The sequence below is a fragment of the Rhizobium sp. K33 genome (assembly GCF_056501445.1).
Map to the genome: position 1 here is coordinate 383,633 of NZ_CP096478.1, position 22,938 is coordinate 406,570.

At 62.5% G+C, this 22,938-nt stretch carries 24 protein-coding genes and 1 pseudogene; 11 read left to right on the forward strand and 14 right to left on the reverse strand.

Annotated features, from left to right (window positions below):
- Positions 1 to 89 precede the first annotated feature (89 nt).
- Positions 90 to 1,508 (forward strand): DUF6880 family protein, encoded by a 1,419-nt coding sequence (locus tag M1E12_RS01730; protein ID WP_479563531.1) that lies wholly within the window; start codon positions 90 to 92, stop codon positions 1,506 to 1,508.
- Here the strand turns inward: M1E12_RS01730 and M1E12_RS01735 are convergent.
- Positions 1,505 to 2,401 (reverse strand): LysR family transcriptional regulator, encoded by an 897-nt coding sequence (locus M1E12_RS01735; protein ID WP_479563532.1) that lies wholly within the window; start codon positions 2,399 to 2,401, stop codon positions 1,505 to 1,507. The two genes, M1E12_RS01730 and M1E12_RS01735, sit on opposite strands and share 4 nt — an antisense overlap.
- Positions 2,402 to 2,539: 138 nt before the next feature.
- Between M1E12_RS01735 and M1E12_RS01740 the strand changes: the two genes are divergently transcribed.
- The 5 genes from M1E12_RS01740 (at position 2,540) to M1E12_RS01760 (ending at position 7,751) form a co-directional block, all read left to right on the forward strand.
- Positions 2,540 to 3,973, forward strand: coding sequence for an FAD-linked oxidase C-terminal domain-containing protein (locus M1E12_RS01740; RefSeq protein ID WP_136542312.1), 1,434 nt, complete (start codon positions 2,540 to 2,542; stop codon positions 3,971 to 3,973).
- A 289-nt stretch (positions 3,974 to 4,262) separates the two neighbouring features.
- The gene (glcE, locus tag M1E12_RS01745; RefSeq protein WP_479563533.1) at positions 4,263 to 5,456 is read left to right on the forward strand and encodes a glycolate oxidase subunit GlcE; all 1,194 of its coding nucleotides are present in this window, start codon (positions 4,263 to 4,265) and stop codon (positions 5,454 to 5,456) included.
- A 12-nt stretch (positions 5,457 to 5,468) separates the two neighbouring features.
- A complete protein-coding gene (locus tag M1E12_RS01750; RefSeq protein ID WP_479563534.1) occupies positions 5,469 to 5,849 on the forward strand; it encodes a DUF4870 family protein in 381 nt (126 codons plus the stop codon).
- 50 nt (positions 5,850 to 5,899) lie between these two features.
- Positions 5,900 to 7,213, forward strand: a complete 1,314-nt coding sequence (gene glcF / locus M1E12_RS01755) for a glycolate oxidase subunit GlcF (RefSeq protein WP_479563535.1) — start codon at positions 5,900 to 5,902, stop codon at positions 7,211 to 7,213.
- Positions 7,214 to 7,274: 61 nt separating this feature from the next.
- Positions 7,275 to 7,751: a hypothetical protein gene (locus M1E12_RS01760; protein ID WP_310240603.1), complete on the forward strand. Its 477-nt coding sequence runs from the start codon at positions 7,275 to 7,277 to the stop codon at positions 7,749 to 7,751.
- Positions 7,752 to 7,754: 3 nt separating this feature from the next.
- Here the strand turns inward: M1E12_RS01760 and M1E12_RS01765 are convergent, their stop codons facing one another.
- The 3 genes from M1E12_RS01765 to M1E12_RS01775 form a co-directional block, all read right to left on the reverse strand.
- The gene (locus tag M1E12_RS01765) at positions 7,755 to 8,417 is read right to left on the reverse strand and encodes an outer membrane protein (protein WP_113462064.1); all 663 of its coding nucleotides are present in this window, start codon (positions 8,415 to 8,417) and stop codon (positions 7,755 to 7,757) included.
- A 155-nt stretch (positions 8,418 to 8,572) separates the two neighbouring features.
- Entirely contained in the window at positions 8,573 to 9,202 is a 630-nt protein-coding gene (locus tag M1E12_RS01770; RefSeq protein WP_479564795.1) for a L,D-transpeptidase, read from the reverse strand.
- A gap of 148 nt (positions 9,203 to 9,350) precedes the next feature.
- Positions 9,351 to 10,166, reverse strand: coding sequence for a L,D-transpeptidase (locus tag M1E12_RS01775; RefSeq protein ID WP_479563536.1), 816 nt, complete (start codon positions 10,164 to 10,166; stop codon positions 9,351 to 9,353).
- Between the two features lie 211 nt (positions 10,167 to 10,377).
- Between M1E12_RS01775 and M1E12_RS01780 the strand changes: the two genes are divergently transcribed.
- Positions 10,378 to 11,007: a DNA-3-methyladenine glycosylase I gene (locus tag M1E12_RS01780; protein ID WP_479564796.1), complete on the forward strand. Its 630-nt coding sequence runs from the start codon at positions 10,378 to 10,380 to the stop codon at positions 11,005 to 11,007.
- A 3-nt stretch (positions 11,008 to 11,010) separates the two neighbouring features.
- On the opposite strand, the gene M1E12_RS01785 is transcribed toward M1E12_RS01780, so the two are convergent.
- The 7 genes and pseudogenes from M1E12_RS01785 to relB form a co-directional block, all read right to left on the reverse strand.
- On the reverse strand, positions 11,011 to 11,676 hold the full coding sequence (locus tag M1E12_RS01785) for a DNA-3-methyladenine glycosylase I (RefSeq protein ID WP_479563537.1): 666 nt from the start codon (positions 11,674 to 11,676) through the stop codon (positions 11,011 to 11,013).
- Between the two features lie 6 nt (positions 11,677 to 11,682).
- A complete protein-coding gene (locus M1E12_RS01790) occupies positions 11,683 to 12,390 on the reverse strand; it encodes an HAD family hydrolase (RefSeq protein WP_113462059.1) in 708 nt (235 codons plus the stop codon).
- A gap of 97 nt (positions 12,391 to 12,487) precedes the next feature.
- Positions 12,488 to 12,871 carry a CopM family metallochaperone gene (copM, locus tag M1E12_RS01795; RefSeq protein WP_479563538.1) on the reverse strand — a complete coding sequence of 128 codons (384 nt, stop codon included), beginning with the start codon at positions 12,869 to 12,871 and terminating at the stop codon, positions 12,488 to 12,490.
- Between the two features lie 65 nt (positions 12,872 to 12,936).
- Positions 12,937 to 13,320, reverse strand: coding sequence for a hypothetical protein (locus M1E12_RS01800; RefSeq protein ID WP_479563539.1), 384 nt, complete (start codon positions 13,318 to 13,320; stop codon positions 12,937 to 12,939).
- A gap of 52 nt (positions 13,321 to 13,372) precedes the next feature.
- Positions 13,373 to 14,119 carry a hypothetical protein gene (locus M1E12_RS01805; RefSeq protein WP_479563540.1) on the reverse strand — a complete coding sequence of 249 codons (747 nt, stop codon included), beginning with the start codon at positions 14,117 to 14,119 and terminating at the stop codon, positions 13,373 to 13,375.
- A gap of 3 nt (positions 14,120 to 14,122) precedes the next feature.
- Positions 14,123 to 14,392 (reverse strand): annotated as a pseudogene (locus tag M1E12_RS01810) (type II toxin-antitoxin system RelE family toxin).
- Entirely contained in the window at positions 14,376 to 14,603 is a 228-nt protein-coding gene (relB, locus tag M1E12_RS01815; RefSeq protein ID WP_479563541.1) for a type II toxin-antitoxin system RelB family antitoxin, read from the reverse strand. Before relB ends, M1E12_RS01810 begins: the two are co-directional and overlap by 17 nt.
- 154 nt (positions 14,604 to 14,757) lie before the next feature.
- Here relB and hisS point away from each other — a divergent pair, with 154 nt between their 5' ends.
- The 3 genes from hisS to hisG all read left to right on the forward strand — a co-directional run bounded on the left by hisS (position 14,758) and on the right by hisG (position 18,459).
- Entirely contained in the window at positions 14,758 to 16,377 is a 1,620-nt protein-coding gene (gene hisS / locus M1E12_RS01820) for a histidine--tRNA ligase (RefSeq protein WP_479563542.1), read from the forward strand.
- A 268-nt stretch (positions 16,378 to 16,645) separates the two neighbouring features.
- Positions 16,646 to 17,767 carry an ATP phosphoribosyltransferase regulatory subunit gene (locus M1E12_RS01825; protein WP_479563543.1) on the forward strand — a complete coding sequence of 374 codons (1,122 nt, stop codon included), beginning with the start codon at positions 16,646 to 16,648 and terminating at the stop codon, positions 17,765 to 17,767.
- Positions 17,764 to 18,459 carry an ATP phosphoribosyltransferase gene (gene hisG / locus M1E12_RS01830; RefSeq protein WP_479563544.1) on the forward strand — a complete coding sequence of 232 codons (696 nt, stop codon included), beginning with the start codon at positions 17,764 to 17,766 and terminating at the stop codon, positions 18,457 to 18,459. The genes M1E12_RS01825 and hisG overlap by 4 nt, the downstream gene beginning before the upstream one ends.
- 235 nt (positions 18,460 to 18,694) lie before the next feature.
- Here the strand turns inward: hisG and M1E12_RS01835 are convergent, their stop codons facing one another.
- On the reverse strand, positions 18,695 to 19,144 hold the full coding sequence (locus tag M1E12_RS01835; protein WP_113462051.1) for a DoxX family protein: 450 nt from the start codon (positions 19,142 to 19,144) through the stop codon (positions 18,695 to 18,697).
- A gap of 225 nt (positions 19,145 to 19,369) precedes the next feature.
- On the opposite strand from M1E12_RS01835, the gene M1E12_RS01840 reads away from it, so the two are divergent.
- Entirely contained in the window at positions 19,370 to 20,077 is a 708-nt protein-coding gene (locus tag M1E12_RS01840; RefSeq protein ID WP_479563545.1) for a glutathione binding-like protein, read from the forward strand.
- Positions 20,078 to 20,143: 66 nt separating this feature from the next.
- On the opposite strand, the gene M1E12_RS01845 is transcribed toward M1E12_RS01840, so the two are convergent.
- Both M1E12_RS01845 and groL read right to left on the reverse strand, forming a co-directional pair.
- A complete protein-coding gene (locus M1E12_RS01845; protein ID WP_479563546.1) occupies positions 20,144 to 20,584 on the reverse strand; it encodes a hypothetical protein in 441 nt (146 codons plus the stop codon).
- A gap of 686 nt (positions 20,585 to 21,270) precedes the next feature.
- Positions 21,271 to 22,911, reverse strand: a complete 1,641-nt coding sequence (gene groL / locus M1E12_RS01850) for a chaperonin GroEL (RefSeq protein ID WP_136542292.1) — start codon at positions 22,909 to 22,911, stop codon at positions 21,271 to 21,273.
- Positions 22,912 to 22,938 lie beyond the last annotated feature (27 nt).

Here is a 22,938-nt window from a genome sequence, read left to right on the forward strand (position 1 = left end):
TGAGGTGACATCGTGTGCGCAGCGCATTTGTCCTTGCCGAGCGTCAGCGTCCGTTCGATATAAAGCCAGCAGAAGTGGATGAAGGCAGAATGGCAAGACAGACCAAGGCAAAACTCGACAAGAAGGGGCTGACCGGCCTTGGGATCGAGAAACTGGTCGATATCCTTCTGGAGGAGTCCGCTGCGAACAAGGCGCTGAAGGCCCGGCTGCAGACGGCGCTCGCGGGCGAGACCGGGCCCGACGAGATGGCCCGGCTGATCGATAAGCGGCTCGATGCATTCGATCAGGCAACGACCCGCATCAACCGGGCCCGCGCGCGCGATCTTGGCGGCGAGTTCGCAGCCTTGGCCCGCAACATCCTCTCCGAGCTTGGGGCTGCCGATCCTCAGGCTGCCGCCGAGCGGATCCTGCGCTTCCTCGGTCTCCGTTTCCCCGTTTCCGCCCGCATGGCGACCGACAATGCCCGCCTCTGGAAGGTCTTCGACGATACCGAGCTCGCCGCCCTTGAGCTGATCAAGACTGTCGGCGCCGAAGAGCAGCCGCTGCTCGTGCCGCATCTCGAACGCCTGCGTCTGCGCGACCGCTACGGCGAGCATACCGGTTTCCTGCGCGCGCTGACGGGTGTTGTCTCGGGGCCGGCAGCGAAGGCGTGGCGCAGGGTGCTGGCCGAAGTTCTGCCCTCCGAACCCTTAAAGCTCGGCGCGCTCGATCTCCTGCAGTCGCTGGCTCTGCATCAGGGCGACATCGACGATTTTCTCGCGCTGGAGCGCCAGAAGCCAGACAACCGCCGCGACACGCTCGCCGTGGCCAGCATGCTGCACCAGGCCGGACGCCACGAGGATGCGCTGGAATGGGTGCGCGAGCGCCCGCGCGGCGCGCGCCTCATCCCGGTCAATGGGGTGCTGGCATCGGTCGGTCCAGACTATGGTGCTCATGAGCGCCGCCTGCTGGAGGCCGAGATTCTCGAAAGGCTGAAGCGTCGCGAGGACGCCCAGGAACTGCGCTGGCGGGAATTTGCCGAAACCCTCGATCCCGAGGTCCTCAAGCTCTACCTGTCGAAGCTCGACGATTTCGCCGAATTCGACGAGCTCGACCGGGCGCTGGCGCTCGCCAAAGAGCACGAGGACATCTATCTCGCGCTCGACTTTTTCCTCGCCTGGCCACGCCTCGATCTCGCCGCCGCCCATGTCCTGCGCCACAGCCATGACTGGGAGGGCCGCCACTACGACGACCTCGCCCCCGCCGCCGAAGCATTATCGGCAAAGGAGCCGCTGGCTGCCGTCGTTCTCTACCGCGTGCTGGTCGAAGACATCCTCCGGCGCGGCATCGGTATGGCCTATCCCCATGCCGGGCGCTATGTCGGCGAACTTGCGCGTCTGATGCCGTACCTGCCCGAAGGCCACGGCCTTTCGACCCATGCCGCGTTTCTGGCGGAGCTAAAGCGCAATCATTCGAAGAAATACGGCTTCTGGAGTTCGGTGCCGGGTGGACTGTCGGCGCAGTCCTAGCGCTCCCAATATGGCACCGGCCCATACAACTCCGCCAGATAGTCGATGAACAGCCGCACTTTCGCGGGCAAAAACTGGCGGCTCGGATAGACTGCCGAGAGCGCTACGTTGCGCGAGCTTTCATACTGCGGCAGCACCTGCACGAGTTTGCCGCTCTTCAGCTCCGCCCCGACATCCCAGGTGGAGCGCAGCGCAATGCCGAGGCCGGCGATCACGGCCTCGCGAATGACCTCGCTGGAATTGGTGATCAGCATGCCCTCCGGACGCAGCGTGACAGGCCCGGTCGGCCCTTCCAGCCGCCAGGAGTCGTGGTTATGGGCCGGCAGGCAGCGGTGTTTCTTCAGGTCCTCCAGGGTCTCGGGCATTCCATGCGCGGCCAGATAGTCAGGCGCCGCACACAGCACGCGGCGCACCGGGGCGAGCCGGCGGGCGACCAGCGAGGAATCGTTGAGTTCGGCAATGCGGATTGCAAGATCGAAGCCGCCGCCGACGATGTCGGTAAACTCGTCCGACAGCACCAGATGGATCGCGAGATCCGGATGCGCGTCCATGAAGGGCTTCAGGTGCGGCGCCACATGCATGCGACCGAAGGAGGTCGACGCGGAAATCTTCAGCGTGCCGTTGACCTCCGAGGAGCGTCCTGACGCAAAGGCTTCCGCCTCTTCGAGCCCGCCCAACACCGTCAAAACCCGTTCGTAAAACCCCTGACCGGCCTCCGTCAGCGAGATCTGCCGTGTCGTGCGCTGCAGGAGCCGCGTGCCGAGCTTGTCCTCGAGCCGCTTGATGCGTTTGGACACAACGGCGGGCGACAGGCCAAGATCGCGCGCCGCCGTCGACATGCTGCCGGCAGCGATGACGCGGACGAAGACTTCGAGATCGCCAAGATTGGTCATGAGTAATCGCCACTGTTTCCGATTTCGTCATAAGTGCATAGCATTTGCCCTGCGAAAGTCCTAGTGGTAAGAAAATTAGACCAGTTGAGCGAAAGGCCTCCTGTCGCTAGGATCGGTGCATGTCGGGAGGAGACCATCATGAGTGAGGCCATCGCCTTTTTGCCGCCGAGAGCCCAGGTCCTGTCGCGCCGCGCCGAGATCCTGGCCGACCTGAAGGAACTCGTGCCCGCCGGGCGTCTCGTGGCCGAGGAAACCGCGCTGGTGCCTTTCGAAACCGATGGCTTCATCGCCTATCGCCGCCGCCCGCTCGCCGTCGTCCTGCCGGAGACGACAGCCCAGGTCGCCGCAGTGATGAAATACTGCCACCGCTACGGTATTCCCGTCGTCCCCCGCGGCGCCGGTACCTCGCTGTCGGGCGGTGCGATCCCGCAGGAAGATGCCGTCGTGCTCGGCCTCTCCGCCATGACCCGCATCATTGAGGTCGACTACGCAAATCGCTGCGCCACGGTCCAGGCAGGCGTCACCAACCTAGCCATCTCCGACGCCGTCGGCGCCGACGGCTATTTTTACGCCCCCGACCCGAGCTCGCAGCTCGCCTGCACCATCGGCGGCAATATCGCCATGAATTCCGGCGGCGCCCACTGTCTGAAATATGGCGTCACCACCAACAACCTCCTCGGGGTCAAGATGGTGCTGGTGGACGGCACGGTGATCGAACTCGGCGGCAAGCATCTGGATGCCGAGGGTTATGACCTGCTCGGCCTCGTCTGCGGCTCGGAGGGCCAGCTCGGCGTGGTCACGGAAGCCACCGTCCGCCTGCTCGCCAAGCCGGAAGGCGCGCGCCCCGTGCTCTTCGGTTTCGACAGCGCCGAGGCTGCCGGCTCCTGCGTCGCCGATGTCATCGGCGCCGGCATCATCCCCGTTGCCATCGAATTCATGGACAAGCCCGCGATCGATATCTGCGAGGCCTTCGCCAAGGCCGGCTACCCGCTCGATGTCGAGGCTCTGCTGATTGTCGAGGTCGAGGGCTCCGAAGCCGAGATGGACGCCATGCTGGCCTCGATCGTCGAGATCGCCAAGCGCCATGGCGTCAAGACCGTGCGCGAAAGCCAGACGGCAACGGAAGCGGCGCTCATCTGGAAAGGCCGCAAGTCCGCCTTCGGCGCCACCGGCCGCATCGCCGACTACATCTGCATGGACGGCACTGTGCCGCTCAGCCAGCTCGCTTACGTCTTGCGCAAGACCTCCGAGATCATCGATCGCTACGGCTTGCGCGTCGCCAATGTCTTCCACGCCGGCGACGGCAACATGCACCCGCTGATCCTCTACAACATCAACGACCCCGAAGACGCCGCCCGGGCGGAAGCCGCCGGCATGGAAATCCTCAAGCTTTGCGTCGATGCCGGCGGTTGCCTCACCGGCGAACACGGCGTCGGCATAGAGAAACGCGACCTGATGCGCCACCAGTTCTCCGACATCGACCTCGCCCAGCAGATGGCTGTGCGCTCCGCCTTCGACGAGGGCTGGATCCTCAATCCTTCCAAGGTCTTTCCGCTGGAGGGGAGGGGATGATGACCGTGTCGGTTCTCTCTGTGGTTTACCCCCCTCTGTCCTGCCGGACATCTCCCCCACAAGGGGGGAGACCGGCAACCCGCCTGCGCCCTGCGCGCGGCAAGCATTCGCCCGGTGAAGCCTCTCGCCGTTTTGCGCCTTCTCATGAGCCTGTGTCGGATCGGACCCGAAGGGCAGAGCGGCAACCCCATCCACTCTCCCCCCTCGTGGGGGAGATGCCCGGCAGGGCAGAGGGGGGCGTGCTTGCGCCAGCGCATCTGCAAGCGGCCACAAACGCGAAAGCGACGCCATGCTGACCCCCTCGACCGAAACCGAAGCGGCCGACCTCATCCGCGAGCATGCCGAGAAGAAAACCGCGCTGCACATCCGCGGTGGCGGCACCCGTGCGGGCTTCGGCAATGCCGTTAGCGCCGAGGTCACGCTCTCGTCCTCGTTGCTGACCGGCATCGTCGAATACAACCCCGCCGAAATGGTCATCACCGCCCGCGCCGGCACGCCCGTTGCCGAGATCGAGGCAGCACTGGCCGCAAACGGGCAGGGCATGGCCTTCGAGCCGATGGACCATCGCGGCGCCATGGGCACCTCGGGCACGCCCACCATCGGCGGCCTCTTTGCCGTCAACAGCTCCGGCCCGCGCCGCTTCACGGTAGGGGCTGCCCGCGACCATCTGCTCGGCGTCCGCTTCGTCAACGGGGCGGGCGATGTGGTGAAGGCCGGCGGCAAGGTGATGAAGAACGTCACGGGGCTCGATCTCGTCAAGCTGCTCGCCGGTTCCCACGGCACGCTCGGCTTCCTCACCGAAGTCACCTTCAAGGTCCTGCCGGTGCCGAAGACCTCGACCACCCTTGTCCTTTCCGGCCTCGAGGACGAGCAGGCGATGCAGGCGCTTGCCGCCGCCATGTCACTGTCCGTCGAAGTCTCAGGCGCCGCCCATCTGCCGGAAAGCGTCCGCGGTCGTTTCATCGGTGGATCCCTTCCCGAAGGTGCCGCCACCGTCATGCGCCTTGAAGGCCTGGAAGCCTCCGTTGCCGTGCGCGCCGAAAAGCTGGCGGCGACCATGGCAGGCTTCGGCGCTGTCGGTCGCCTCGACGCTGAACAATCGAAGACCCTCTGGCGCGAAATCCGCGATGTCGCACCTTATGCCGATGGCACGGCGCGTCCGCTCTGGCGTGTGTCCATGGCGCCATCGGAAGCCTGGAAGCTGGTGGCGGGGCTCAGGCTCCGCGCCGGCATCGATGCCTATTATGACTGGCAGGGCGGGCTCGTCTGGATGCGCGCCGAGGCCGATCCGGAGGCGGAGGTGCTGCGCCATGGCATCCGCACGCTTGGCGGCGGCCATGCCACGCTTCTGAGGGCCGCGCCGCAGATTCGCGCGGAAGTCGCCGCCTTCGAGCCACAGGCCTCGGCCGTCGCTTTGCTTTCCGCCCGGTTAAAGGCAAAACTCGACCCGCACGGGATCTTCAATCCCGGCCTGATGACGTGAAGGAGTTTTGTCATGACTGATCCCCATTACCAGCCGCCCACAGGCTCCGGAGGCGAAGGCTGGTTCTCGCCCGGCCGCCTGAATGTTCAGGTGGTCTATTGCCTCTATCTCGTCAGCTTCGTCGTCGGCCTCCCCGGCATCGTCGGGCTGATCATGGCCTATGTGAACCGCGGCAAGGGCGAGCCTTGGGTCGACACCCACTATACCTATGCCATCAGGACCTTCTGGATCGGCCTGCTCTATGCCTTGATCGCCGGCCTGCTGATGGTGGCCGTCATCGGTGTCATCCTGATCTTCGCCGTTGCCATCTGGATCGTCGTCCGCTGCGTCATCGGCCTGCAGAAGGCGTCTGCGGGAGAACCCATTGCCCGTCCCACCAGCTGGTGGATCTGAATTGAAGTTGAAAGAAGCGGCCATGCCGGCCGCTTCTCTGGAGGAAACGCGTGCAGACCAATTTCACCGCCGAACAGCTCGCCGATCCCCATGTCGCGGAAGCCGAAAGCATCCTGCGCAAATGCGTGCATTGCGGCTTCTGCACGGCTACCTGTCCCACCTATGTAACGCTGGGCAACGAGCTCGACAGCCCGCGCGGCCGCATCTACCTGATCAAGGACATGCTGGAAAACGGCCGCCCGGCGGATGACCAGATCGTCACCCATATCGACCGCTGTCTCTCCTGTCTCGCCTGCACCACGACCTGTCCCTCCGGCGTCGACTACATGCATCTGGTCGATCATGCCCGCATCCATATCGAAAAGACCTATCGCCGCCCGTTGATGAACCGGCTGACGCGCAACATGCTGGCCATGGTCCTGCCTTATCCCGGCCGCTTCCGACTGGCCCTGAAGCTTGCTGCCCTCGGTCGCCCCTTTGCCGGCCTCTTCGATCAGGTGAAGGCTCTCAAGCCCATGGCCGCCATGCTCAGGCTCGCACCCTCCAAGGTCGCGCCACCTTCCGACTTTGCAAAGCCTGCGACCCATGCCGCCGCGGCCACCCGCCGTGGCCGTGTCGCGATCCTCACCGGCTGCGCCCAGCCCGTCCTCGATCCCGGCATCAACGAAGCGGCGATCTCGCTTCTCACCCGCTTGGGCGTTGAAGTCGTCGTACCCCCGGGCGAAGGCTGCTGCGGCGCGCTGGTCCACCACATGGGCCGCGAGGAACAGGCACTCGACAGCGCGCGGCGCAATGTCGATGTCTGGACCCGTGCCATCGAAACGGGCGGCCTCGACGCGATCATCGTCACGACCTCGGGCTGCGGCACGACCATCAAGGATTACGGCCACATGCTGCGCCTCGACCCCGCCTACGCCGACAAGGCGGCGCGTGTCTCGTCGCTCGCGAAGGACGTCACCGAATATCTCTCGACCCTCGATCTGCCGATCGCAGAAACCAAGGGCATGACGGTCGCCTATCACTCCGCCTGCTCCCTGCAGCACGGCCAGAAGGTGACGATGGCGCCGAAACTGCTCCTGAAGTCGGCAGGCTTCACGGTCAAGGACCCGCCGGAAGGCCATCTCTGCTGCGGCTCCGCCGGCACCTACAACATCATGCAGCCCGAGATTTCAGCCAGGCTGAAGGCTCGCAAGGTCAAGAACATCGAATCGACGAGACCCGACATCATCGCCGCCGGCAATATCGGCTGCATGACCCAGATCGGGTCCGCCACCGGCATTCCCGTCGTTCATACGGTCGAGCTCTTGAACTGGGCCTATGGCGGTGAGCGTCCCAAATCGCTCGATCGACGACCCGCAGCCTGAGCGAATTGTTAAGCGATTGCTTTTACGCTTGTCCCAGGATGGAGCATCCCGGGAGGCCGTCATGGCGAAGAAAATCGTGATCGTCGCATTGCTGTTTCTCTGTCCGCTTGCCGTGCAGGCACAGGCGGCGGAGCGCATCTACTGCGCCAGCTCCGACAAGGCTGTCGACATGTCGCTCGAAAGCGGCTTCAGCAGCAGGGACCAAGAAAAGCTCGTGCATTTCCGCGGCATGGCCGGCGTCAAGGATCCGGCCGCACCACGTGAATTCCGGCGTTTCCAGATCAATTCGGAGATGCTGCGCCAGTACTGGATCGACGGACGCGACCTGCGTTTCAGCATCCAGACCTTCACGCCACCCAGCCAGCCGGTCTATCGTGTCACCATGTCCATGCGCACGGAACGCAGCGACGCCACGGCGACCCGCTTCAACGGGGACTATGAGCTGAAGGTCGAGAAGCTCAAGGGTGGCAGCACGGTGGGTGCGGACGTCCTCGTCTCCCACAGCGCCGCCATCTTCTGCGATATCAAGCGACGCTGAACCTCAGAAGCGGTAGCTGACGCCGACATTGACCGCATTGGTCAGGATATTGGTCTTCAAAGACGCGCCGGAATCGATATCCACATCGACCCAGGAATAATTGCCCTTGTATTCGACGAAGGCCGACCAGTTCTTGGTGAAGTCGTAGGCCACGCCCGCTTGCGCCTGCACGGTCGCACCACCCAGCTGGTATTCGAAGGTCCGGCCCGAGCCACGCGTGACCTCGACATGCGGAATGTTGATGCCGGCACCGGCCCCGACATAAGGTACGAATTTCGTGCCCTCGATCGGCATGCGATAGAGCGCATTCAATGTCAGCAGGTTGATGCCGTCTGAGAATTCGAAAGCCGACCAGCCGGACGCGTCGAGGGTCTTGCTGTCCGCATAGACTTTGGCATGGCTGAAATCGAGGGACAGGCCGACATTGGGCTGACCGAGATTGTCCATCCACCACGTGCCGCGGACACCGTAATAGGGCGGCATCTCGAAGGACTTGCCTTCCCAGCCTGCGCGGAAATCCGGTGCGTCCGAGACCTCGATGTCACTGTGCGGCGCGGTCTGGAAGCCGCCATAAACGGAGACACCCATTTCGGCCTGTGCCGGCAAGGTGGCGAGCGTGGTGAGGCACGCACCGGCAAGGGCGAGCGCAAGCGAGCGATTGATCATCAACAGTCCCCGAGAAAACAAAGCGTGTCAGACGCGGGGCCCCCGAGCCCCGACCTGTGCGGAGACTGCACCGCCGAGACAACAATATCATGACACGCAAAACGGCCGCGCTTAGTCAGCACGGCCGTCTATAGGAAACGAGGATATAGGCAACCTCAGCCGCCAAAAATCGTGCGCAGGATATCGACGCCCTTGTCGTCGAAGGAGACGTCGCCCTGACGGTTGCCCGGGCCGATCACGATGACCTTGGAGCCGATATCGGCGCGATCATACAGATGCTCGACATCCTTGTTCATCATGCGGATGCAGCCGGACGACATGTTGAGGCCGATCGTCCAGGGTTGGTTGGTGCCATGGATGCGGAAGATCGTGTCGCGGCCGCCCTTGTAGAGATACATGGCGCGGGCGCCGAGCGGATTGTCCGGTCCACCTTCCTGCACGACCGGCAGGATATGACCCTTGGCGGCTTCGCGGCGGCGCATCTCTGCCGGCGGACGCCATTCCGGCCATTCCGCCTTGCGACCGATCTTCACCACGCCCGACCAGCCGAAGCCTTCCCGACCGACGCCGACGCCGTAGCGCGTCGCGCGGTTGTTGCCCTCGACATAGTAGAGAAACTTGTTGTTCGTATCGATGATGATCGTGCCGGGCTTTTCATCCGTCGTCAGGCGCACGACCTTGCGCTTGTACTTCTCCGGCACTTCCTTGCGCTGCTGCGCAACGAGCGTCACGTCACTGGTCGTCTGAATGCGATTGAGGCTGATGGCAGACGCCGGCAGCGGCATGGCAAAGGTCACCGCCAGCATGGCCGCGGTGACGCTCTTCGAAATCGTCTTGAGCATATTCTGTCCCCTGAATTTGCAGGGCTCAGAGCCTAGCTCCTTCCTTTTGCAAAGCAAGGGCTAATCCACCGACTGTGATCTGTTGAGTGCCTTAGATCACAATCACCTTGGTGCCGACTTTCACTCGCTCATAGAGGTCGGTGACATCTTCGTTGCGCATGCGGATGCAGCCGGAGGACACACCGCTGCCGATCGACCAGGGCGCGTTGGTGCCATGAATGCGGTAGAGCGTCGAGCCGAGATAAAGGGCACGGGCCCCGAGCGGATTTTCCGGACCGCCGGGCATATGCGCGGGCAGGAAATGCCCCTTGGCCGCCTCGCGGGCGATCATCTCCTGCGGCGGGCGCCAATCCGGCCATTCGCGCTTGGCGGTCACCTTGTGCGTGCCGGCCCATTCGAAGCCCGGTTTACCGACGCCCACGCCATAACGCTTGGCCATGCCGTCTGCCATAACGAGATAGAGGAAGCGCTCGCGCGTATCGATGACGATCGTGCCCGGCTTCTGCTCGGTCTGATATTGCACCATCTGCGGCAGGAACTGCGGCTCGATCTGGGTGCGAACGGGTTTGTCGGGTCGCATCGCGACCGGCTGGGCCGCCGGCTGCTGCGGGAAGAGCACGCGGCGCTGCTGGACGACACGGCGCTGCTGCACCGGCTGCTGGCGAAGCACCTGCTGCGGCTGCTGGACGATACGCTGGCGGCCTGCCGGCACGGCCTGGCGCAGGCGTTGCGGCGCCGCATAGCCGCGCGTCTGTGCCGGAACGCCGCCGAGCTGCAGCACCCAGGACGCCTGCAGGTCCGGGCTCACCATGACAGGCGGGCGGCTGCGGTAACGGTCACTGGCGTTGACGGGCAGGGCAATCGACAGGCTGGCCAGCATGGCCAGAAACAGTGAGGTTTTCGACATCGGACAACTCGCTACGTGGGACCGGATGCGGCGGCACGCACTGCCACCAACTCGCGTTAAACCTGCCAGAGCGCGACCCGCCAATTGGTAAAGACCTGGTCGTGAAAATGCGATCGACGCCGTAAACCTTTCGGAAGGGTTAGCGAGCGGTTTGGAAAAATCGTGAACAAATGGTAAACGCTTCACCGCAGCGGGGGAGAATCGCATGGACATCATCGCCGAAGGTCTGATCCGGGGAGAGGACGGTCTCGACCGCTGCTTCTGGCATGGCGGTCTCGAAGACTACCGCCGCTATCATGACGAGGAATGGGGCCGGCCCGTCACGGATGATGTCAGGCTGTTCGAGAAGATCTGCCTCGAAGGTTTCCAGTCCGGCCTGTCCTGGCTGACGATCCTGCGCAAGCGCGAAAACTTCCGCGCAGCCTTCGCCGGCTTCGATTTCCATCAGGTCGCCCGCTTCGGTGACGATGACATTGCCCGATGCCTTGGCGATGCCGGCATCATCCGCCACCGTGGCAAGATCGTCTCGACCATCAACAACGCCCGCCGGGCGGTGGACCTGCAGACCGAATTCGGCTCGCTCTCGCGCTACTTCTGGAGTTATGAACCCGACGCGTCCGAGCGCCCGCCGCGCATGGATTATGCGACACTGAAGGCCAATCCGACATCGCCCACCTCGATCCGTCTGTCGAAGGACCTGAAGAAGCGCGGCTGGACCTTTGTCGGCCCGACCACCGTCTATGCCTTCATGCAGGCCATGGGCCTCGTCAACGACCACATCGAAGGCTGCTGCTGCCGCGCGCCGACGGAAGAGATGCGCACCCGGCTGGTTCGCCCCTGACCGTCAGTCGATGCTGACCGCAAGAATGCGGCTGATCTCGGTCAGCGACCGCCCGGATTGCGCACGCCATGCATTGAACGCCGCCTGAACGGCCGCCTTGTCCTTTGCCGAGGTCGGCGCCTTGTCGACGACGCCCTCGGCGATCAGCCGGTTCACCACGCTCTGCGACAGGATGAAGCTGTCGATCCCGGCAAAGCGCAGGAAGTATTGGCCGGTATTGCCGCCGAGCCGCCAACCCTTCTTCTGCAGCAGGTCGAGCAGCCCGACGTAATTCTCCGTCGGCCAGCCGGCAAAGAATGCGCCGGCCGAGCCATGCTCCCGGGCAATCCCCGAGACAAACACGGCATTCTCCTGCACTGCCCGGATCTTCGGACCATGCCGTACGATCCGCGTATCCGAGACGAGCCGCGCAAGATCCTCGTCGTGCAACATCGCACAGTGCCCGATGTCGAAACCCTCGAAGGCCGCCTCGAAGCCGGGCCACATCGCCTCCACGACCTTCCAGTTGAAGCCGGACTGGAAGATGCATTTGGTCATCAGCGCCAGAAAGCGATCATCCGGCATGGCCGCGATCTCGTCCTGCGGCTTCGGATGCTGAAGGCTCTCGAGCACACCGGCCTCACCCTTACGGGCAACCGCGAGCGCATGGATTTCGTCGAAGGAGCGCATGGGGCCTCAATGCTGCAGGTTGGCGACGAGGTCCGGCACATGGCCGAGATCCGGGATCTCACGGAAGCGCGGTGCCTCTTCGGGCTTTTCGACATGCTCCAGCACCCAGGTCAGCTCATGGGGCACGAACACGCCCCAGGCCCCCGCCGCGATCGCCGGCACGACATCCGACTTCAGCGAATTACCGATCATCATCGACCGCTCCGGTCCCTCGCCATGTTTGCCGAAGATCCGCCGATAGGTGGTTGCGGTCTTGTCCGAGACGATCTCGACCGCATCGAAATAATCGCCAAGGCCTGACTGCGCGAGTTTCCGCTCCTGGTCGAACAGGTCGCCCTTGGTGATCAGCACGAGGAAATACTTGCCGGCCAGTGCATCGAGCGCATCGCGCGCATGCGGCAGGCATTCCACCGGGTGGCTCAGGAGGTCGCGGCCGATCGCCAGGATCTCGCTGATGACGGAGGAGGGCGCTCGCCCCTCGGTAATCTCGAGCGCCGTTTCTATCATCGAGAGGGTAAAGCCTTTGATGCCGAAGCCGTAATGGGCGAGGTTGCGCTTCTCCGCCTCCAGCAGACGGTCCGAGACGTGATCTCCTTCGGCATAGTCGGCGAGCAGGCTGCGGAAGTGGCTTTCCGTCAGCTTGTAATACTGCTCGTTCTGCCAGAGCGTGTCATCGGCATCGAAGCCGATCACAGAGACAGGGCGATTGGACATGACGCCTCCTTTTCAGTCAGGGGCCAAACACTAATCCGTCTCTTCGGCAAAGCAATGGCGTCCGAAGACGCCATTACAGGTTCATGGGGAAGGCGGCTTACTGCCCGTTCTTGGCGAGCCACGCCTTCATCATGGCGATCTCGCCTTCCTGGGCCGCGATCACCTCTTCGGCAAGCTTGCGGATCTCGGGATCCTTGCCGTGTTCGAGCACGATCTTCGCCATGTCGATCGCGCCCTGGTGATGCGGGATCATGCCCTGCACGAAGTCGACATCGGCATTGCCTGTGAGCGGCACGGCCATGTCCTTGTGCATTTTGGCATTGGCCTCCTGGAATGCCTTCGACGACGGGCTGTCATCCATCTTGGAATGACCCATGGCCGACATGTCATGGCCCTGATGCATGCTGTTGTCCTGGGCAAGGGCGGCCGACGTAGAAAGGGCGGTCGAAAGCGACGCCGCAACGAGAATGGTCTTCAGCATTGAAATCTCCTGTGCTGATCTATGAAGGGGAAAGCGCGGACCGGATCGCCGCGCAGTTCATCGGATCAGACGCGGGGAGGGGGCGTCAGCGGCGCCGTCATCTGCGACACCAGCCTCGAGGAAAGGCTCGCTGCTTCGGCGGCGCGCGCCGGCTTGCCGCGTTGTGCAAGAACAGGATCGACCGGCAGTGTCAGGCAGGCTGCGCAATGCGAGGCCATCTTCAAAGGCATAGATGACTGATCGTCGTCACCGATAGAGGTGGTCTTTCCGCCCGAATGCGGGCAGTCGCTATCCGCCACGGCCTTGGCCGGCATGTAATGCGGCTGGAAAACACCGCCCTGATCCATCGCATGCATAACGGGTATTGCCATGGCCGGCATGCCGGTCATTGGCATGGCGCCATAGGCCAGTCCTGCGAGCAGCAATAGAAAACGGAAAAGCGGTCTCATGGGTTGAAGATGATGCTGGATCGCGTCGAAAGCAAGGCTGACGGTGACCGCCTCAGCGCACGATCACGCGATGCACGATCTTGTAGTCGCGGCTCTCTTCGCCAAAGGGAATGACCGACCAATCCCAGCTGTCCCGGACCGGACCCGGATCAATACCATGCATCAGGTCGACCGTTTCGTGGGTCTGGTTGTTTCGGTCGATCACCGTGTAGCCCACATCCGTGACGAGACAGGTTGCGGCCGGCACTTGCGCAAGACCGTCGAGATGGGCGTCGATTACCTGGGGGACAAGCACCTCAGCGTCCACATGCCCCTCGAGCTTGCGCGCAGCGCCAATTCCGATCTGCGACAGCAGGTTCGCCGAGACCACGAAATCGAGATAGGGCACCTGCCGGAGAAACGAGAGCGGCTCCAAAATTTCGCCGGCAAGCAGAGCATCTATCCCCGAAAGATCCCGCTCGATCAGGCGTACATTCTTCAGACCCTTGAGCTTCAGCCAGCTCCGCACGCTTGCCAGATGCACGAGATCGACCAGCACCACAGTATCGAAGAGTCGCGAAAGCTCGGCCACCGGCACATCGCGCAACAGCCCCGATCCCAGCACCACCACCGTCCGCCGCTGCCGGCAGGATTCGGCCGCGCTCAGAATGGCCGCCTTCGTCCGTCTCTCGTGCTCAGCCCACGTTGTACGACAGCGATTGGCCCGCGCCCAGAGATTGACGGAGGAGCGGATGAAAGGGCGATGCGCGGCCGAGGTTAGCGGCCAGGTCGCGGCATAATTCAGGGCTTCGAGGATCATGGATTACCGATAGACGGAGCTGCGATGGCCGATCTCGACCACGAGGACGACGAGTTTGCCGTCCTGGATATCGCAGATGATGCGTTAGTCGCCAACTGTGTAGCGCCAATAGGCACCAAGCTTGCTGCCATGAAGCGGATCGCCAAGGCTTCGCGGGTTGTCGTGGGTAGCAAGGCGTTCTTCAAGAAACTGTTTGATGCGGCGCTGGATGACGGGGTCGAGTTTCTTGATCGTTTTCTGAACGGGCTGACGATACTCAATCGTCCAGGCCACGCCAGAACTCCTCGGAACTGATGACCTTGTCCTCTCCGCTCTGGATACGCCTCATGGCTTCATCGGCGGCGGCCAGATCTTGAAGGTTTTCAAGTTCCCGCTGGATCATCTGACGCAGATAATCATCCGGCTCCGCACCCGCCTCCGACGCGTATTCGACGATCAACTGGTGCATTTCTTCCGGCATCTCGAGCGTGACGCGCTTGTTCATCGGCCCAACCTCTGGTTTCGCGCTGGAAAATACCACCGCACCGGCCCATTTTCCAGCAGAGGGCCTCCTCCCCGCCCGCCTTCGCCCTTGCCGCCAAATCCTTGATCCTCTAAGACACCGGCACCTTTTTGAAACGAGAATTCCGGTTGTCATCATGAGCGAGAAGAACAAGAAGCCGCAAAAGCTGAAGGCCCGCCTGCCGCGTGGCTTCGTCGATCGCGAGGCCGCCGATATCCGTGCTGCCAACCAGATGATGGAGACCATCCGCGAGGTCTATGAGCGCTACGGTTTCGACCCGATCGAGACCCCGCTTTTCGAATATACCGATGCACTCGGCAAGTTCCTGCCCGACTCGGACCGCCCGAATGAAGGTGTCTTCTCGCTGCAGGACGACGACGAGCAGTGGATGTCCCTCCGCTACGACCTGACCGCCCCGATGGCGCGTCATGTTGCGGAGAACTTCCAGGAAATCCAGCTGCCGTTCCGCACCTATCGCGCCGGCTACGTGTTCCGCAACGAGAAGCCGGGTCCTGGCCGCTTCCGCCAGTTCATGCAGTTCGATGCCGATACTGTCGGCGCGCCGGGCGTCCAGTCCGATGCCGAAATGTGCATGATGATGGCCGACACGCTGGAAGCGCTGGGCATCAAGCGCGGCGACTATGTGATCCGGGTCAACAACCGCAAGGTTCTGGATGGCGTGATGGAAGCCATTGGCCTCGGCGGCGAGGAGAATGCCGGACGGCGTTTGAACGTGCTGCGGGCCATCGACAAGCTCGACAAGTTTGGTCCGGAAGGCGTGCGTTTGTTGCTAGGCGAAGGCCGTAAAGATGAGTCCGGTGACTTCACCAAGGGAGCCGGATTGAGTGAAGAGCAAATCAAAATCGTCGAAGAGAAGATTGTGTTCTTCTCGACTGGTGCAAGGTTCACACGTGCCGCGTCGGGTGGCCTGGCAGACAACGTTGTGCTGGATCAGCGGCAACTAGATGATCCAGAAGCCCTTTGGCTCGATAACCTCGATCTGGCGGCAATGGTCGGTAATCGAGGGGCTGACAATGACACTGGTCGCGCAGCGGCCGACGAACTCCGTACTATGGCTGAGTTGTTCAACGCGGCCGGGTACGGAACGCGTCGGATTATGATCGACCCCTCCGTCGTCCGTGGCCTCGAATACTACACCGGCCCCGTCTACGAAGCCGAACTCACCTTCGACGTCACCAACGAAAAGGGCGAAAAGGTCGTCTTCGGCTCGGTCGGCGGCGGCGGTCGTTATGATGGCCTCGTCTCGCGCTTCATGGGCCAGCCGGTCCCGGCCACAGGCTTCTCCATCGGCGTCTCGCGCCTGATGACGGCGCTGAAGAACCTCGGCAAGCTCGGCCAGGACGACGTCCTGGGCCCGGTCCTCGTCACCGTCATGGATGGCGATGTCGAGAGTATGGGCCGCTACCAGCGCTTCACGCAGCAGCTTCGGGCCGAAGGCATTCGCGCGGAAATGTACCAGGGCAACTGGAAGAAGTTCGGCAATCAGCTGAAATATGCCGACCGCCGCGGCGCGCCGATCGCCATCATCCAGGGCGGCGACGAGCGGGCGCAAGGCGTCGTTCAGATCAAGGACCTGATCGAGGGCAAGCGCCTATCCGGCGAAATCACCGACAACGCCGAATGGCGCGAGGCCCGCGTTGCCCAGGAAGTCGTGGCCGAGGCGGACCTTGTCGCCAAGGTCAAGGAGATCCTGGCCGCCCAGGCGGAAGACCGGCGTCGGGCGAAGGGTGTTTGATGTTTGAGTTCGTGGCTTTGCCCCTCCCCAACCCTCCCCACAAGGGGGATGGCGCCGGTCGGCACAAGCCGCTGATGCTGAGAGCCCCGTTTGCGGTGTCTGATGTCAGAGCTGGCGGTTACCCCCCTCTGTCACTTCGTGACATCTCCCCCACAGGGGGGGAGAGTGGCGGCAGCGCGAGGGGCTGGCCCCAATCCGCTCTCCCCCCTTGTGGGGGAGATGCCCGGCAGGGCAGAGGGGGGTATCAACACATTCCAGGTTCAATCTCATGCCCCTGACCGACATGCCGGATTTCGCCGGCACCATCCTGCAGGAATTCACGTCACGCGGCACCACCCGCGTCGATACACCTGTGATCCAGCCGGCTGCTCCCTTCCTCGACATGGCGGGTGAAGACCTGCGTCGCCGCATATTCCTGACCGAGAACGAGCGCGGCGAAAGCCTCTGCCTGCGTCCGGAATTCACCATTCCCGTCTGCCTGCGCCATATCGAAACCGCGACCGGCACGCCGAAGCGATATGCCTATCTCGGCGAAGTCTTCCGCCAGCGTCGTGAAGGCCCGCAGGAATTCTATCAGGCCGGCATCGAGGATCTGGGCGATATCGCAACCGCCGCAGCCGACGCCCGGGCGATTGCCGATAGCGTGGCGATCCTCACGCGCCTCCTGCCGACCAAGCCGCTTTCCGTCACCCTCGGCGACCAGGCGGTGTTCGAAGCCGTGGTCAAGGCGCTTGGTCTGCCCGCCGGCTGGCAGAAGCGCCTGATCCAGGCCTTCGGCAACCCGGTCCAGATCGACCAGCTCCTGCGCACCCTGGCCACCCCGACGCCGGTGCCGGGTCTGGCGCCGGAGGTTTCGGACCTGCTGGCAAAGGGTGACCAGGACGCCCTGATCGCCCATATCGACGCGACCATGCAGGAAACCGGCTATCTCACCAATGCGAGCCGCACGCCCGCCGAGATCGCCCGCCGCCTGAAGGAAAAGCTGGAGCTTTCCGAGACCCGCCTCGATGGTGCAGCTCTTCTTCTGCTGCGCGAATTCCTCTCGCTCGAACTGCCGCTCGCCGATGCCTCGGCAGCCCTTGCCGGCTTTGCCGATGCTGCCGGCCTGAAGCTTGGTTCAGCACTCAGCCGTTTCGATGAACGCGTGGCAGCCCTTGCCAATATCGGCACCGATCTTACCCGCATCACTTACCGTGCCGCCTTTGGCCGACCGCTCGATTATTACACCGGCCTCGTCTTCGAAGTGGCCGTGGACGGTAAACCCGCTGTGCTCGCCGGCGGCGGTCGTTTCGACCGGCTGCTGACCCTGCTCGGCGCCGAAAGCCATATCCCGGCCGTCGGCTTCTCGCTCTGGCTGGATCGCATTGAGACCGAGAGGAGCGCGTCATGACCATCACCATCGGTCTGCCCTCCAAGGGCCGCATGAAGGACGATGCCTCCGCCATTTTCGAAAAGGCCGGCATGAAGATCGTCGCCGTCGGCAATGACCGCTCCTATCGCGGCCGCGTCGAAGGTTTTGAAGATGTCGAGATCGCCTATCTCTCGGCCTCCGAAATCTCGCGCGAAATCGGCAATGGCACGGTCGATTTCGGCGTCACCGGCGAAGACCTGATCCGCGAAGGTCTGGCCGAAGCAGACGCCCGCGTCGAGATCGCGGCGCGCCTCGGCTTTGGCCATGCCGATGTGGTCGTGGCAGTTCCCGAGATCTGGTACGATGTCGACACCATGGCCGATCTCGGCGACGTCGCCGCCGAATTCCGCACCCGCCATGGCCGACGCCTCGCCATCGCCACCAAATACTGGCGCCTGACGCAGCAGCATTTTTTCGGGAGCCACGGCATCCAGCTTTATCGCATTGTGGAAAGCCTGGGCGCCACCGAAGGCGCGCCCGCTGCCGGCCAGGCCGACATCATCGTCGACATCACCTCGACCGGCTCGACGCTGCGCGCCAATCACCTGAAGGTCCTTTCGGATGGTGTCATCCTGCGCTCCGAGGCCTGCCTCGTCAGGGCACGCAAGGCGGAGCATGAGGGTAATGCGATGATCGGTCGGATCATCGAGGCCGTCCGCGGCGTCCTCTGAGGCGTGAGACTTCTCGTCGTGCGGTACCCCCCTCTGCCCTGCCGGGCATCTCCCCACAAGGGGGGAGACCAATCTGCGGCCGGCGCCGCGCACTCCCTCTGCTCTCCCCCCTTGTGGGGGAGATGTCACGAAGTGACAGAGGGGGGTATGATCTGGCTCACCTTTGAATTTTCTATGCAAAAAGCCCGCCGGATCGCTCCGGCGGGTTTTTTGTTGCCTTCAAGGGGCAGGAATATCAGGCAGCGACGGCCTGGGCCGAGCCGCGGCGGGCGTCGATCGAGTAGGCGCCGGCGCCGACGATGGCAAGCGCGATGTAGCCGCCAGCCAGCGTGATGTTCTTCATCATCATGATCTGGTTCAGCGTGTTGATCCAGCCGAGAGCGCCTTCCGGCCAGCCTTCGATGGCAACGGTGCCGGAGTGGAAGACGAGGCCCGTGAAGACGCAGAAGAGCGCAACGGTCCAGGCGGTGATCTTGGTCTGGAAGCCGACGAGGATGAAGAGGCCAGCGACGAGTTCATAGAGACCAGCGGCATAGGCGAGCAGATCGGCAGCCGGGAAGCCGGCGCCGGCGATCATGCCGGCAGTGCCGGCCGGGTCGGTCAGCTTGCCGAAGCCGGACATGATGAACATGAAGGAAAGCAGGATACGAACGAGAACGAGAAGGCCGTTATTGGTGGCGGACATGGGGGATCTCCGTTGAGCGTTGACGCTGAAACCCCCATCGTTGGCGGCCTCAGTCTGTGCCGCTTAGATGCATGCTTTTTTGTCGCAGGCATAGGTTAACAGTCTTTGACTGATCGTTCACAAAAATGAAACGACATCGCCGGCCTCGTTCGGTGCTCCACTCTTCCCAAGGCGTGGCACGCTCCCTACTTTCTAAGGCATCCCCCAGCAAATGGAGCCTTAAGCATGGCAGATCTTTCCGCGTTCCCAATCACGACCAAGTGGCCAGCCGCCAATCCAGACGTCATCCAGCTCTACTCGCTGCCGACCCCGAATGGCGTCAAGGCTTCCATTGCGCTGGAAGAACTGGGCCTGGCCTATGAACCGCATCTCGTCGATTTCGGCAGCAATGCACAGAAGAGCCCGGAATTCGTCTCGCTGAACCCGAACGGCCGCATTCCCGCATTGATCGATCCCAATGGCCCCGATGGGAAGCCGATCGGTATCTTCGAGTCCGGCGCCATTCTCATCTATCTCGCGGACAAGACCGGCAAGCTTCTGCCGAAGGAAGGAGCGGCACGTTATGCCGTGCTGCAATGGCTGATGTTCCAGATGGGTGGCGTCGGGCCGATGTTCGGCCAGTATGGCCATTTCTACAAGTTTGCCGCCGACAAGGTGGAGAACAATCCTTACCCCGCCCAGCGCTATCGTGACGAAACCCGCCGTCTGCTCGGTGTGCTGGAAGCGCAACTGGAAAAGGGGCCGTGGTTGATGGGCGAGGACTATACGATCGCCGATATAGCCACTTGGCCGTGGGTGCGTGCGCTCAAGGTCTTTTATGCCGGTGAAACCGATCTCGGCCTTGCCGACTTCCCGCGCGTGCAGGACTGGTGGGCCCGTGCCGAAGCCCGGCCTGCCAGCCAGAAGGGGCTCAACATCCCGGCGCGCGGCTGATCATGTCAGGGGAGGCGTCGGTGGACGCCTTCCTTTCTCCCGGATGTCCCTCAAAGGGAAAGGGCGTCAGACGGGTGAAACGGAAACGGTTGTTGGCAGCTGAAACCGCGGAAAGATGAAAAGCCCGACCATGTTGCCGCCACTGCCTTCGAAGCCGGAGGATTCCCCGATGCAGAAGACCGGCTGGCGGTGCTGGCTGCCGGTGACGATGGTGGTGGAATAGCAGAAACGCGAGGGCTGGGTGGCAGCCTGCTCGAACAGCCTCAGAATATGGCCACGATCCGCCTGCTCATAGCAGCGCATGACAGTCAGCAGACCACATTCGTCATTGTCGAGGCCATGCAGGACCCTGGCGTTGTCCCCAAGCTTCAACAGTCCGTTGGTGAGATCGCCCGTCCAGTCTTCGGACAGGCCAAAGCGGCAGTCATGCTGCCCCAACAGGCCTTTTTCGTCCTGTTCGCTGACCCTGAAAGCGGTCGCGAGATTGGCATTTGCTATTTTGAACAAGGCTTTCCCCAAGTCGATAGCCAGAACCGGCCCACTGTCTTCCCGGCCTGCGGCAGTCCCTGCCGTAGCCACCCCTTCCGGCCGGAGCCGGCATGCCCGTCGAACAGAGCTTCGTTCCTCCGGTTTGCGCCAGTGAACACACCGACGCCACCATGCATCCTCGCCCCTGATCGAGGAAGCACAGCGTAACAGTCCATCTCAGTCAGCCTTCCGACCGACAGACCTGGACGAAGTCAATCGCCGCATATTGCTCCGGGTGCATCCATGTCGCGTTGCATGGCGGTGCATCTCGCGATCCGCCAGGCGTTCATGCTTCCCCCACAAGAAGCTTGAAGAACAACACGCTAGACACGCCGGAGTTAACGCACTGGATACCATGTTTTATTTCGACTGAAAACGGTAGATGTCTCGATTTGGCACAGAATACTCGACCAAGGTAATAAAGCTAAATATTAGGATAAAATAATATACGGCGATTATATGGCATCTGCGCGCTCGTGATGGAGCAGTGCTTGCATGTCACTTCACAGATATTGAAATATTAGAAAGTTTTTTGTCAACAGTTCAGTTGGACATCCGCCGTCGCCATCTTTGGGTGCACCAGCACGCCAAAGAAAAGGGCGACCCGAGGGCCGCCCTTCCACAAGACTGAACCGGATGGTCCAGATGATAAGACCCTGTTGGTCTTACATCATGTCCATGCCGCCCATGCCGCCCATGCCGCCCGGCATGCCGCCAGCAGCTTCCTTCTTCGGAAGTTCGGCGATCATGGCTTCGGTGGTGATGAGCAGCGAAGCAACCGAAGCTGCGTTCTGCAGAGCCGTGCGGACAACCTTGACCGGGTCGACGATACCCATGGCGATCATGTCGCCGAATTCGCCGGTCTGGGCGTTGTAGCCGAAGTTTTCTTCGTTCTTGTCGAGGATCTTGCCGACGATGATCGAAGCTTCGTCACCAGCGTTGGTGGCGATCTGGCGAACCAGAGCCTGAAGCGCGCGGCGAACGATGTTGATACCGGCTTCCTGGTCGTCGTTGACGCCCTTGGCGGTGATCTTCGTGGACGAACGCAAGAGAGCGGTTCCGCCGCCCGGTACGATGCCTTCCTGAACGGCCGCGCGGGTCGCGTTCAGAGCGTCGTCGATGCGGTCCTTGCGCTCCTTGACTTCGATTTCGGTCGAGCCGCCGACGCGGATGACGGCAACGCCACCGGCGAGCTTGGCCAGACGCTCCTGGAGCTTTTCGCGGTCGTAGTCCGAAGTGGTTTCTTCGATCTGCGCCTTGATCTGGGCAACGCGGCCTTCGATGTCCGACTTCTGGCCGTTACCATCGACGATCGTGGTGTTTTCCTTGGTGATGGAAACCTTCTTGGCGCGGCCGAGCATGTCGAGGGTGACAGACTCGAGCTTGATGCCGAGGTCTTCCGAGATCACGGTACCACCGGTCAGGATCGCGATGTCTTCCAGCATGGCCTTGCGGCGATCGCCGAAGCCCGGAGCCTTGACGGCAGCGATCTTCAGGCCGCCACGCAGCTTGTTGACGACGAGCGTAGCAAGGGCTTCGCCTTCGACGTCTTCAGCGATGATGACGAGCGGCTTGCCGGTCTGAACGACAGCTTCGAGAACCGGCAGCATGGCCTGGAGGTTCGAGAGCTTCTTCTCGTGCAGCAGGATGAACGCGTCTTCGAGGTCAGCGACCATCTTTTCCGGGTTCGTCACGAAGTAGGGGCTGAGGTAGCCGCGGTCGAACTGCATGCCTTCGACGACTTCGAGTTCGGTTTCAGCGGTCTTGGCTTCTTCGACGGTGATGACGCCTTCGTTGCCAACCTTCTGCATGGCTTCAGCGATGTCGTTACCGACCTGCGTGTCGCCGTTTGCCGAGATCGTGCCGACCTGGGCAACTTCAGCCGAGGTGGAGATCTTCTTGGCCTTGGCCTGGAGGTCCTTGACGACTTCTGCAACAGCGAGGTCGATACCGCGCTTCAGGTCCATCGGGTTCATGCCGGCAGCAACGGCCTTGGCACCTTCGCGAACGATGGCCTGGGCCAGAACGGTTGCAGTCGTGGTGCCGTCACCGGCGATGTCGTTGGTCTTCGAAGCAACTTCGCGGACCATCTGGGCGCCCATGTTCTCGAACTTGTCTTCCAGTTCGATTTCCTTGGCAACCGATACACCGTCCTTGGTGATGCGCGGAGCGCCGAAGGACTTGTCGATGATGACGTTACGACCCTTCGGGCCGAGGGTAACCTTCACGGCGTCTGCGAGGATATCGACGCCATGCAGCATCTTTTCGCGCGCGGTGCGGCCAAACTTGATTTCTTTAGCAGCCATGTTCAAACTCCCGGGCGTCTAGCCCAT